Source organism: Pedobacter ginsengisoli (genome assembly GCF_002736205.1).
Lineage (GTDB): Bacteria > Bacteroidota > Bacteroidia > Sphingobacteriales > Sphingobacteriaceae > Pedobacter > Pedobacter ginsengisoli_A.
Map to the genome: position 1 here is coordinate 2466926 of NZ_CP024091.1, position 11411 is coordinate 2478336.

12 protein-coding genes are annotated in these 11411 nt (G+C 37.2%); 7 read left to right on the plus strand and 5 right to left on the minus strand.

What is annotated here, in order from left to right; all coding sequences use genetic code 11:
• The first annotated feature begins 24 nt into the window (after positions 1-24).
• The 4 genes from CPT03_RS10170 to CPT03_RS10185 are packed head-to-tail and all read left to right on the plus strand — an operon-like array spanning position 25 to position 2456.
• Positions 25-471, plus strand: a complete 447-nt coding sequence (locus tag CPT03_RS10170) for a 3-hydroxyacyl-ACP dehydratase FabZ family protein (protein ID WP_099438750.1) — start codon at positions 25-27, stop codon at positions 469-471.
• Entirely contained in the window at positions 464-1738 is a 1275-nt protein-coding gene (locus CPT03_RS10175; RefSeq protein WP_099438751.1) for a beta-ketoacyl-[acyl-carrier-protein] synthase family protein, read from the plus strand. The genes CPT03_RS10170 and CPT03_RS10175 overlap by 8 nt, the downstream gene beginning before the upstream one ends.
• Before the next feature lie 2 nt (positions 1739-1740).
• Entirely contained in the window at positions 1741-1995 is a 255-nt protein-coding gene (locus tag CPT03_RS10180; protein ID WP_099438752.1) for a phosphopantetheine-binding protein, read from the plus strand.
• Positions 1992-2456 (plus strand): 4'-phosphopantetheinyl transferase superfamily protein, encoded by a 465-nt coding sequence (locus tag CPT03_RS10185; protein ID WP_099438753.1) that lies wholly within the window; start codon positions 1992-1994, stop codon positions 2454-2456. The genes CPT03_RS10180 and CPT03_RS10185 overlap by 4 nt, the downstream gene beginning before the upstream one ends.
• Here the strand turns inward: CPT03_RS10185 and CPT03_RS10190 are convergent.
• The 3 genes from CPT03_RS10190 to CPT03_RS10200 form a co-directional block, all read right to left on the minus strand.
• The gene (locus CPT03_RS10190; protein WP_099438754.1) at positions 2451-3329 is read right to left on the minus strand and encodes an exopolyphosphatase; all 879 of its coding nucleotides are present in this window, start codon (positions 3327-3329) and stop codon (positions 2451-2453) included. The genes CPT03_RS10185 and CPT03_RS10190 overlap by 6 nt on opposite strands.
• A 4-nt stretch (positions 3330-3333) precedes the next feature.
• The gene (ppk1, locus tag CPT03_RS10195) at positions 3334-5388 is read right to left on the minus strand and encodes a polyphosphate kinase 1 (RefSeq protein ID WP_099438755.1); all 2055 of its coding nucleotides are present in this window, start codon (positions 5386-5388) and stop codon (positions 3334-3336) included.
• Between the two features lie 112 nt (positions 5389-5500).
• A complete protein-coding gene (locus tag CPT03_RS10200) occupies positions 5501-6082 on the minus strand; it encodes a hypothetical protein (protein WP_099438756.1) in 582 nt (193 codons plus the stop codon).
• 163 nt (positions 6083-6245) lie between these two features.
• Between CPT03_RS10200 and CPT03_RS10205 the strand changes: the two genes are divergently transcribed.
• Together CPT03_RS10205 and CPT03_RS10210 are read left to right on the plus strand one after the other, a co-directional pair.
• A complete protein-coding gene (locus CPT03_RS10205; RefSeq protein WP_099438757.1) occupies positions 6246-6737 on the plus strand; it encodes a YajQ family cyclic di-GMP-binding protein in 492 nt (163 codons plus the stop codon).
• A complete protein-coding gene (locus tag CPT03_RS10210) occupies positions 6737-7177 on the plus strand; it encodes a GNAT family N-acetyltransferase (protein WP_099438758.1) in 441 nt (146 codons plus the stop codon). The genes CPT03_RS10205 and CPT03_RS10210 overlap by 1 nt, the downstream gene beginning before the upstream one ends.
• Before the next feature lie 9 nt (positions 7178-7186).
• Here the strand turns inward: CPT03_RS10210 and CPT03_RS10215 are convergent, their stop codons facing one another.
• The gene (locus CPT03_RS10215; RefSeq protein WP_099438759.1) at positions 7187-8497 is read right to left on the minus strand and encodes a nicotinamide mononucleotide adenylyltransferase; all 1311 of its coding nucleotides are present in this window, start codon (positions 8495-8497) and stop codon (positions 7187-7189) included.
• A gap of 127 nt (positions 8498-8624) precedes the next feature.
• On the opposite strand from CPT03_RS10215, the gene CPT03_RS10220 reads away from it, so the two are divergent.
• Positions 8625-10334: an ABC transporter ATP-binding protein gene (locus CPT03_RS10220; protein WP_099438760.1), complete on the plus strand. Its 1710-nt coding sequence runs from the start codon at positions 8625-8627 to the stop codon at positions 10332-10334.
• Here the strand turns inward: CPT03_RS10220 and CPT03_RS10225 are convergent.
• On the minus strand, positions 10331-11251 hold the full coding sequence (locus tag CPT03_RS10225) for a mechanosensitive ion channel family protein (protein ID WP_099438761.1): 921 nt from the start codon (positions 11249-11251) through the stop codon (positions 10331-10333). The genes CPT03_RS10220 and CPT03_RS10225 overlap by 4 nt on opposite strands.
• Positions 11252-11411: the final 160 nt, after the last annotated feature.

The window sequence follows — 11411 nt, forward strand, 5'->3', positions numbered from 1 at the left end:
TTTTATCTTAATAATTAGTTTAACATGAATAAAGAAGAAATTTTAGCACACTTACCTTACTCCAAACCATTTTTATTTGTTGATGAATTACTGCATATCGATGAAAACGGATCAAGCGGAACTTTCACATTTGATAAAGATCTCGACTTTTATAAAGGTCATTTTAAAGATCATCCGGTTACACCTGGCGTAATTTTAACCGAAACAATGGCTCAAATTGGATTGGTTTGCTTGGGTATATACCTAACAGGAAGTACCGAGGGTGGCGTACCAGGACATGTAATGCTAACTTCTACTGCCATTGATTTTATGAAACCCGTATTTCCGGGAGAAAAAGTAAAAGTTGTTGCAGAAAAAGTATACTTCCGCTTTAAAAAACTAAACTGTACTGTGCAAATGCTAAATGAACAGCATGAAGTAGTTTGCAAAGGCACAATTGCCGGAATGGTAACCAATAAAATGAATGGATAACAGAGTTGTTGTAACCGGATTAGGTGTTGTTGCCCCAAATGGAGTTGGTTTAACTGCATTTACGGATGCCATAAAAAAAGGCATTTCGGGCATTAAATACTATCCTCAGTTAGAACAATTACAGTTTTCTTGTCAGATAGCAGGTAAACCTGAACTGTCTGATGATTTAATTGCACAATATTTTACAGGCTTAGAACTAAGGAATTTTAATAGTACAGGCATCTTATACGGCGTTATTGCCGGTATGGATGCCTGGAAAAATGCGGGCTTAACAATTCTGGAAAGTGAAGAACCTGATTGGGACAGCGGTGCAATATTCGGAACCGGCACTTCGGGAATTGAAAAATTCAGAGAATCTATTTACAAGGTTGATGATCTGCAGCTAAGAAAACTTGGCAGTACTGTGGTTGCGCAAACCATGGCAAGTGGCATTAGCGCTTATCTGGGTGGTAAGCTTGGCTTCGGAAATCAGACAACCACCAACTCATCCGCTTGCATTACCGGCACAGAAAGCATTTTAATGGCTTATGAGCGAATTAAAAGCGGACAAGCGACAAAGATGCTGGCTGGCAGCACAAGCGACAGTGGACCTTATATTTGGGCCGGTTTTGATGCATTGAAAGTTTGCACCTACAAGCACAACCAATCTCCAGACCAAGGTTCCAGACCAATGAGTGCAAGTGCCAGTGGTTTTGTACCCGGAAGTGGCGCAGGAGCTGTGGTCCTGGAATTATTAAACAGTGCCCTTAAACGGGGTGCAACAATTTACGCTGAAATATTAGGAGGGCACATTAATTCAGGTGGACAAAGAGGCACCGGAACAATGACTGCTCCAAACAGTATTGCAGTTCAGCGCTGTATAAAAGGAGCTTTGCAAAACGCAGGCATAAATGCCAGTCAGGTAGATGCGATAAACGGGCACCTTACAGCAACTTCTAAAGATGCTACCGAAATTCAGAACTGGAGTGTAGCCTTGAACAGAAAAGGGTCGGGTTTTCCTTATATAAACTCTTTAAAATCTACAACAGGCCATTGCCTAAGTGCCGCCGGAAGCATTGAGTGTGTGGCTTCAATCTTACAATTACATCAGGATTTTATATTTCCAAATGTCAATTGTGAAGATCTGAATCCGGAGATTAGCGACATAGTAGATTCCAACAAAATTCCACAACGATTATTAAATTCAAATGTTAATATTGTGGCTAAAGCAAGCTTCGGGTTTGGTGATGTAAATGCTTGCATTATACTAAAAAAATATACTGTATAAATATGGACAGAGCAGAATTAATAGCAAGGCTTACGCCTATTATTGCCACTTATGCACAGGATAAAGATGCAGTGGCATCCATAAATGAAACAACTGATTTCATTAAAGATCTGAAGATCAATTCTGCCAACCTTGTTGATGTAATTTTAGATGTTGAAGAGGAATTTGATATCGAAATTGACAACCTTTCAATGGAACGCATGCTGAATGTTAGCGCTGCACTTGAAATTATTGAAGATAAACTGGAAACAAAATGATCGGCAACGACATAGTTGATCTTGCCCAGGCCTCGGTTGACAGCGATTGGAAAAGAAAGGGTTTTCTGGACAAAATATTTAATCTGGAAGAGCAATTTATGATTAGCTCGGGCATTCATCATTCTGTAATTGTATGGTTGCTTTGGAGCATGAAAGAGTCTGCCTATAAAATATATTCAAGAGAGGCTAAACTCCGCGAATTTGCCCCGCTTAAGCTTCAATGCAGCAACCTGATAATTCATGACAACACCGCTACAGGAAATGTTGCTTACGACAATGAACTATATTATACCAAAAGCTTTTTTGATGAAAATTACATTCACACCGTAGCATCAGCAAAACCGGAAGAGCTTGAAAAAGTTGAAATTAAAATTATCGGCCATGCTCTTTTTGATTACAAAAAAACCAAACCGGCATCGGTAAGTCACCATGGCGCTTACCTTGCCTTAGTTTACCTATAAATTCTCTTCAATCAGCAGGTTAATGATACCGTCGGCCAAACCAACTTTAGGTACATAGATTTGTTTAATACCAGTCCACTTCATTAAGGTGATGTAAATTTCGCAAGCCGGAATAATTACGTCGGCCCTATCCGGGTTTAAACCAAATACATTGATTCTTTCCTTTAAAGAATGTCCGTTCAACTGATTATACAATCCCTTTAATTTTAAAAACGACAGCGGTAATCCCTCTTTTTCATCCGACATCCGGAACAGTTTATTGATGTTACCACCGGTTCCAATACCTGCTACATTTTTAAGGTTTTTGGTGTTTTCTTTAACCCAAAGGCGCATATCTTCCCAGGTTTCATCCTTATCCTGATTGTCCAGGATTCTGATGGTACCTATATCAAAAGATTTAGAGGCAATAGGTTCCTTGTTTACAAAAACAGAAAGCTCAGTACTACCACCTCCTACATCAATATATAAGTAGCTCTTTTTAGCATCCAGATTTTCTTCTATATGGTTAGCGTAAATGATATTTGCTTCGCGCTGTCCTTCAATAATTTCCAGATCAAGATCAGCTACTTTTTTAATCCTTTTTATAACCTCAGCCCCATTTTCTGCTTCGCGCATAGCCGAGGTAGCACAGGCAAGGTATTTCGAAACGTGATAAACATCCATCAGATTTTTAAAAGCGCTCATTGTTTTAACAAGATCTTCTACCTTACGTTCTGATAACCTGTGGTCCAGAAAAGCATCATCCCCAAGTCTTAACGGCACCCTTACCAGTGTGTTCTTTTTATAACTATAACCCTTTTCTGTTTTTGAGATATCAGCTATCAGTAACCTTACAGCATTTGACCCTATATCTATTGCAGCGTATCTTAACATTGCTTTACTGGTGTTTATTTTTTAAGTAATTGTAGGTTTGCACCTGCGCCCTAATTTTTGTTGTGAGTCTGTTTTTATGGTATTTATTGTTGTTCAGGCGGGTAATATCTCTTGCCTTTACATTGTCTTGTAATTGAAACTCAATAATGTCTCTAATTTCCTGTCTTACTTCTTCATCCAGAACCGGAAAGCCTACTTCTACCCTATGCTCAAAGTTCCTGCTCATCAAATCTGCAGACGAAAGAAACATTTCTTCTTTGTTATTATTGCCAAATATGAATACCCTGGCATGTTCCAGAAACTTATCAATAATGCTTATTACCGTGATGTTTTCACTAAAACCTTCTATACCGGGAACCAGTGTACAAATGCCGCGAACAATAAGTTTAACTATTACACCGGCATTACTTGCTTCATACAGCTTCTCTACTACCCCTTCGTCTGCCAGGCTGTTTACCTTTAAAATCATGTAAGCAGTTTTACCCTGCTTTGCAAACTTAATCTCCCTGTCTATTAAAGCATATATTCTGGTTCTTGATTCAAGCGGAGAAACAATCAGATGCTTAAAACCCTTTATTACTGTCCTTTTATTTAAAGCATTAAAGAGTTTAAGCAAATCAAGTGTAATTTCTTTTTTTGATGTGAAAATGCTGTGATCGCAATACAACTTGGCTGTTTTCTCGTTAAAATTACCTGTAGCAAGATTAGCATAGTAAACTGCCCTGCCCTTCTCTATTCTTTTTATCAGGCAAATTTTTGAGTGCACTTTATAGTCCGTTAATCCGTAATTAACATGTACACCTTCTTCTTCTAACCTGCTGGTCCAAAATATGTTGGCCTGCTCATCAAACCTGGCTTTTAATTCTACCAGACAGTGAACCTTTTTACCGTTTTTAGCGGCATTTATCAATGCGTTTATAACCTTCGAGTTTTCGGCAAGTCGGTACAACGTAATGTTTATTTCCGTTACTTTCGGATCAATTGCTGCCTCTCGTAAAAACAAAATAATATAATCGTAAGATTGATATGGCAAATTGATCAGATAATCGCGTTCACTTAATTTATTAAAAATACTTTCTGTTCTGTGCAGGCCAGCTACTTTCAATGGAACATTTTGTGCATACTCCAGGTCTTTAGAACCTACGTTTGGAAAGGCAATAAAATCTCCGAATTTATGGTACCTGTTTCCTGGGATTAAACTTTCTGCTTCAACCTTAAGTTTCGATACCAGAACCGTAAGCATATTAAAAGGCATTTCTGTATCGTAAAGAAGGCGCATAGGCTTTCCTTTTTTACGCTTATCCAGGCTGCTTTTTAAGTCTTCAACAAACTTATCACTAATGTTATTATCAATATCCAACTCTGCATCTCTGGTAAGCTGAATGGAATATGCATCTATAATATCATAGTTAAAAACATAGAAAATATCGTCTAAACAATATTTAATAATATCCTCAACCAGGATAATAAACTTGAGTCCATTAGTTTCGGGTAAAACCAGGAATCTTGATAAATCAGGAGGCAGCTCTATTAAAGCATATTTCTCGCTCTTTTTAGATGTTTTTTTTGAAAGCCTTACAAAGAAATATAAATACCTGTCTTTAAGTTCCGGAAAGGGTTTTTCCAGATCAATCATAATAGGAACAAGAGTTGAAAGAATCCTGTCTCTGAAATGATTACGAACAAATTCACCGCGAGAAACGTTAAGCTGTGTTTCGTTTAAAATAAAGATCTTGTTTTGGGCCAGTTCATTTATCAACGTGGCTTGAAAAAGCTGTTCAAACTTGCGTTCCTGCTTTACAACAATATTTTTTATCTCGTTTAGTATTTTTTTGGGATTAAAACCCAGCAACGCCTTGGCCTTATCATTTAGGTTAGATAGTCTGCTTAACGTAGCTACCCTTACCCGATAAAACTCTTCAAGGTTCGACGAGAAGATAGATAAAAACTTTATCCGTTCTATGAGCGGTACTGTTTCATCGGCAGCTTCTTGTAAAACCCGTTCGTTAAAATATAACCAACTGATCTCTCTGTTTAGAAACGGTGCCTTTTTTTTCATTAAATATTATTGGTCCTCAAAACTGCAAATTCTATTGTTAAGTAATTGTTAATTATTACTCAAATAATAGTTTCAAACTTAACTCTTAATCTAACACCCGTGCTAATAGCATTTATTTAGCTTTCTCTGGGGGTGTTTTTGTTGCCGCAGGTTTAACTACTTTCTTTACAGGTGCTTTAGTAGCAGCTGGTTTTGCTGGAGTTGGCTTTGCAGGTGTAGCTTTAGTTGTTGCTTTAACTACCGGCTTTGCTACAGCTTTTTCTACTGCTTTAGCAGCTGCCTGAATTGGTTTCGATATTGCTTTAGCCTTCTCTTCTGTTGCAATTGCAGCCATTTTAACACTTTGTGCAACCGGTTTTGCTTTTGCAACCGCTTTCTGCACTACTTTACCTGCGCTCTTAGTCCCTTTTACGGCACTTTTCTTTACCTCTTCAACTTTTTTAGCAACAGGCGCTTTAGCTGAGGTTGCTTCATCAATCTTATTCTCTACAACAGACTTTACATCCTTAAATTTTTTCGATAGTTTTTTAGCAACAAACTTACTGGCTATCTCAATGTCCTTCCCTATCCTTTCTGCATCATGCCCCAAATGTTTTACAACCTCCAGAAACTTCTCTCTTAAACTTTTCTCCAATTCTTTTTTAACGGCCTTTTTTGCGTCTTTTTTTTGCACCTTTGAGTTATTGGTTTTCATATGTTATAAGTTTTAATTTAACAGCTTTTAAATTATCAGAACTCTCAATTATTACATTTTATGTAGGTAAAAAGCGTAATGGTTCGTAATAATTTTGTTTTTTTGTACAGAGAATTCAATTTTCACTTAAATCTAATATATTTTTCACTATAAAGCTATAATCATGCCCACTTTCGATATTGTAAGCAAAGTAGATGCTCAAACATTTGACAACGCAATGAATAACGCAAAAAAGGAAATCCTTAACCGTTATGATTTCAGTAATTCAAAAAGTACCATTGATCACGATAAAAAAACCAATGTAATAACTATAATTACAGAGGATGATATGCGTTTAAAAGCTATTGAAGGTGCTATTATTTCAAGAATGATAAAGCAGAACCTTGATGCTAAAAGTCTGGATTTTGGTAAAGAACAATATGCATCTGGCAATATGATCCGTAAAGAAGTTACGGTTAAAGAAGGAATTGATAAGGAAACTGCCAAGAAAATAGTGGCAAAAATAAAGGCAAGCGGCTTAAAAGTGCAGGCTTCGATGATGGATGATCAGGTTCGTGTACAAAGTAAAAGTATCGATGAACTTCAGGCCGTGATTTCACTTTGCCGTAACGAAGATTTTGGACAGCCTTTGCAATTCATTAACATGAGGAACTAATGGAAATTGAAGATCATGGTTTTATCTTTTCAGATGATAAGAATAAAATAGATCCTATTGCTATTCATCATTATCTGAGCACTCAGTCGTACTGGGCCGAAAACATACCTTTAGAGATTGTTAAAAGGTCTATAGAAAACTCATTGTGCTTTGGAATTTACAAAGACACAAAACAAATTGGCTTTGCCAGATGGATAACCGACAAGGCTACTTTTGCCTACCTGGCCGACGTTTATGTTGAAGAAATATACAGAGGCCAGGGCTTATCAAAAAAGCTCATGTCGCTAATGCTTTTCCATAAAGATTTGCAGGGTTTAAGAAGATACATGCTGGCCACTCAGGATGCTCACGGCTTATATGCTCAGTTCGGTTTTAAACCAATTGAACATCCGGATAGGTTAATGGGAATAGCAATCAAAAACCCTTATAAAGATTTGTAAAAACAGTTATTAAACTGTTTTTACATCATCATCACTATAATCCTGAATATCTGTAATATATCCATTTAAAATCAGGAAATCGAACAGAGGTTTAGCATCAGGCGTTACAGGCATATTTACCGAAGTAACTACCTCATTTGTTTTCTTATCAAGAAACGGATAAGCAAAAAGCTTTACGTTTTTGCTAAACATATCACTTACATAGCTAAGCAATAAACTACTGTAATTTTCACCAAAATTATTGGAATTAAATACGAATTTTAAGTTGTTGATATTGGTAGATATACCTACGCTTTTTGGCCTGCAGCGGTCCAGGTATTTGGCCAGTTTATTGTGTCTGGAAAAGTTTGATACAATTACCTTATTTCCTGTTTTACACATCTCTTCTGCCCTTTTTGCAACTGCCCTTAAATCTATCTCATGCAGATCATCTGCAGTAGATAAAAGATTAGACATCAGTACCTCTATCAGTACACTCAGATTATCATCCTTTACATTCTCTGTTTTCACAAACTGATCAACAGCTTTGTTAAGCATACTAAAATTAGGATGAGATTTTTGCGCATACTTTGTACGCAAAATCATGATATCCTTTTTATACAATAAATCTTTAGGTAAACAAGGTTGGCCCTGAGCATCAAAAATAGCCGCATCAGAGAAGTCCTTAACAATCAGATAAAGATTTAACAAAATGTTGTCAGCATCTTTAAACACAGGTCCGTTTACAGAAATAAGGTCAATTTCAACTGACCCAACCGTCAGGTTATCTGCCAGCGACTCAATCATTGCCTTGCGGTCTTGATTATAATAAAATGCTGCGTAAACCAGATTAACACCAATTATCCCCAATACATTTTGCTGCAATGCGGCATCAGTATCAAGCAAACGAACATGGAAAAATATCTCATTAGGTTCTCCGCCTGGTTCCGACTGAAAGCAAAGCCCTATCCAACCATGTGGATCATTAGATTTGTTATAGTTAAGTGTAGTTACTGTATCTGCAAAGGCAAAAAAAGTTCTGTCATCATACTTTTCGCCACTCAATCTTTCTGTCAATAAACCAAATTCATGGTTTAACATTTTTAATAGTCTGGATTTACTTACATATCTGCCAGACTCCTCTACCCCATAAATCGCATCACTAAATGTCATGTCATATGCCGACATAGTTTTTGCAACTGTACCCGATGCGGCACCTGCGGTAAAGAAATTACGGGCTACTTCCTGTCCGGCTCCAATCTCTGCAAATGTCCCGTAAATTTTAGGGTTTAAGTTAATCTTTAAAGCTTTACGCTTGGTATCAAGAATTTCTCTTTCCATTTTGCAAAAATAGCACAATCAGATGGATTTAGACGATAAAATCCCTATATTGATGCCAATTATTTTCACCCGTAAATATTTTTTCAATCATGGTCTCTTCATATTGAAAATCTGTTCCATTAAATAGATGCTGAACGTTAAAAACCTCAATATTCAATTTTTAAACAAAGAGGATAAATCCTGGTTAAAGGCAGTTAATAATGTAAGCTTTTCCATTGATAAAGGTAAAGTCCTTGGTATTGTTGGTGAGTCAGGGTCGGGCAAGTCTGTAACCTCTTTTTCAATCATGAGACTCCATGATCCGCAAAGCACCATGATTGATGGCGAAGTGAGTTTCGACAACATCGATTTACTTAATTTAACTGCAGAGGAAATCAGAAGATACAGAGGCAATAAAATTGCTATGATTTTTCAGGAACCCATGACTTCTTTAAATCCGGTATTTACATGTGGTGCTCAGGTTAAAGAGGCTATTATGCTGCATCAAAAGCTCGATAAAAGCACGGCAAAGTCTAAAACTATCGCCCTCTTTAAAGAAGTTCAGCTGCCGCGGCCTGAACAAATATTCAACAGCTATCCCCATCAGCTTTCCGGAGGACAAAAGCAAAGGGTAATGATAGCCATGGCGCTTAGCTGCAATCCTGAACTTTTAATAGCAGACGAGCCCACAACAGCGCTTGATGTAACCGTTCAAAAAACAATTCTGGAGCTTTTACTACTGCTTAAAAAAGAACGTAACATGGCCATGATTTTCATTTCTCATGATCTGGCTGTAATTGGTGAAATTGCAGATGAAGTGGCTGTTATGTATAAAGGTGAAATTGTTGAACAAGGACCTGCCGATCAGATTTTTCATCACCCACAAAACCCATATACCAAAGGTTTGCTTGCCTGTAGGCCTGTGCCTAATAAATCGCTAAAAAGGCTACCCGTTGTGGCCGACTTTTTAAATGAGGATTCAGATCAGGCCACGGCACATCTGTTGGAACAAAATAATTACACTGAGTTCGAAATTGTACAAAGAAGAAATCAGCTTTACAGTCAAAAACCGTTGTTGCAGGTTAAAGACTTATGTACCTGGTACCCTATCCAAAACAGTTTATTTGGTAAAACCACCAGTTATGTTAAGGCTGTTGACCATATTAGCTTTGATGTTTTTCCTGGTGAAACACTCGGCCTCGTTGGCGAATCGGGATGTGGAAAAACCACTCTGGGGCGTAGCATTTTAAGACTAGTTGAACCAACATCAGGTCAGATCTTTTTTGATAACAACAACATCACCTCTTTTCACAAAAAAGATTTACGGGGATTAAGAAAAGACTTGCAAATAATATTTCAAGACCCATATTCGTCCTTAAACCCAAGGCTTACAATTGGCAATGCCATAATGGAACCTTTGCAGGTACATCAGCTATTTGACAACGATAGCAAACGAAAAGCTTATGTACTAAACTTGCTTGAACGTGTAGATTTAAAGACCGAGCACTTTAACAGATACCCACATGAATTCTCTGGTGGCCAGCGCCAACGCATTGTAATTGCCAGGGCCCTTGCCCTACAGCCACGATTTATTATTTGCGATGAATCAGTCTCAGCACTCGATGTTTCTGTGCAGGCCCAGGTATTAAATCTGCTTCGCCAGTTACAACAGGAATTTGGATTAACCTATATTTTTATTTCCCATGATCTTGCCGTTGTAAAGCATATTTCTGATAGAATGATTGTGATGAACAAAGGAAAAATTGAAGAACAGGGATACCCTGAAGATATTTACAACAACCCACAAGCCGAATATACACGCAAGTTAATTGCAGCAATTCCAGGCACCAGCGCTTAATTTGAATGTGTTCCTAAAGGAGCTTCGGGCGCTGTTTTTGTGTCAGTTTTAAGAACTGCCGATAGCCTGATAAGTGAGGTATTTATTGCTCTTCTTATTTCTCTTTCTTTAACCTTATCATATCTCTTCAATAAAATCATTGCTTTAAATATAACCACGTCTTTATTGATTGCTATGGTTTTAACAGTAAGCCCACCAGGCACTACATTATCAGCATAATTTTCAATAACCTTATTCAATTGGTTTTCAATAAATTCTGGAGTATAGCCATTGTCAAGCGACATATCAAACTCAATGCTCAGCTTCTTAGTATTCTGTTTAGACTGGTTCACAATAACAGAGCTAAAAGCCAGCGAATTCGGAATAATTACCATATCGCTATCTTCATTCTGTAAGATCATATTAATAAGTGTAATGTCTAATATTTTACCCTCATGATCGCCTATCTTAATATGATCTCCCAATGAAAGCCTGTCAGAAAACATAATAATCAACCCATTTATCATATTGGCTACATAATCTTTAAATGTAACCGCCAACGCTGCAGCAACAATAGAAATACTAAATACCAACTCCTCCAATTTCACATTCCAGAACGAGGTTAAGGCAAGCATAAAAAACACTGTGTTTAATATCGACTCTATTCTGTTAATCCCCAGAATAAAATTATCCTTAATATTGCTCTTGAACTTATGTTTTTTGATATACCAGTAAATCACCACCCATCTTACAATAGAAATAGCCAGACTTGGCCCCAGAAAAATCATCAAACCTCCTGTTAATCTCACCAAACGAGGGTAATCATGATAGATTTGTGGCTTATTGATATAACAATAAACCAGCAGTAAATAAATTACTGCTTTTATCAAGATCATCAGTAACTCTTTACCGGTTTTTCTTTCTCTGTCTTCTATCATTTTTACTAAGGGTTATTGCCTGTCAATATCTAAAACAAAGTTAGCAAATACTACAATGCGTAGAAGCTATGATTCTATTCTTTGTAACAATAAGCTTATACAGCTGTATCAATATAATTTAATAGCTTTATAATGGCGCTCTCAACACCAGAAGCTAGCC

Bases quoted from the DNA above. Each gene is read 5' to 3' on its own strand.
- CPT03_RS10170 (WP_099438750.1), top strand. From the start codon at position 25: ATGAATAAAGAAGAAATTTTAGCACACTTACCTTACTCCAAACCATTT.
- CPT03_RS10175 (WP_099438751.1), top strand. From the start codon at position 464: ATGGATAACAGAGTTGTTGTAACCGGATTAGGTGTTGTTGCCCCAAAT.
- CPT03_RS10180 (WP_099438752.1), top strand. From the start codon at position 1,741: ATGGACAGAGCAGAATTAATAGCAAGGCTTACGCCTATTATTGCCACT.
- CPT03_RS10185 (WP_099438753.1), top strand. From the start codon at position 1,992: ATGATCGGCAACGACATAGTTGATCTTGCCCAGGCCTCGGTTGACAGC.
- CPT03_RS10190 (WP_099438754.1), bottom strand. From the start codon at position 3,329: ATGTTAAGATACGCTGCAATAGATATAGGGTCAAATGCTGTAAGGTTA.
- ppk1 (WP_099438755.1), bottom strand. From the start codon at position 5,388: ATGAAAAAAAAGGCACCGTTTCTAAACAGAGAGATCAGTTGGTTATAT.
- CPT03_RS10200 (WP_099438756.1), bottom strand. From the start codon at position 6,082: ATGAAAACCAATAACTCAAAGGTGCAAAAAAAAGACGCAAAAAAGGCC.
- CPT03_RS10205 (WP_099438757.1), top strand. From the start codon at position 6,246: ATGCCCACTTTCGATATTGTAAGCAAAGTAGATGCTCAAACATTTGAC.
- CPT03_RS10210 (WP_099438758.1), top strand. From the start codon at position 6,737: ATGGAAATTGAAGATCATGGTTTTATCTTTTCAGATGATAAGAATAAA.
- CPT03_RS10215 (WP_099438759.1), bottom strand. From the start codon at position 8,497: ATGGAAAGAGAAATTCTTGATACCAAGCGTAAAGCTTTAAAGATTAAC.
- CPT03_RS10220 (WP_099438760.1), top strand. From the start codon at position 8,625: ATGCTGAACGTTAAAAACCTCAATATTCAATTTTTAAACAAAGAGGAT.
- CPT03_RS10225 (WP_099438761.1), bottom strand. From the start codon at position 11,251: ATGATAGAAGACAGAGAAAGAAAAACCGGTAAAGAGTTACTGATGATC.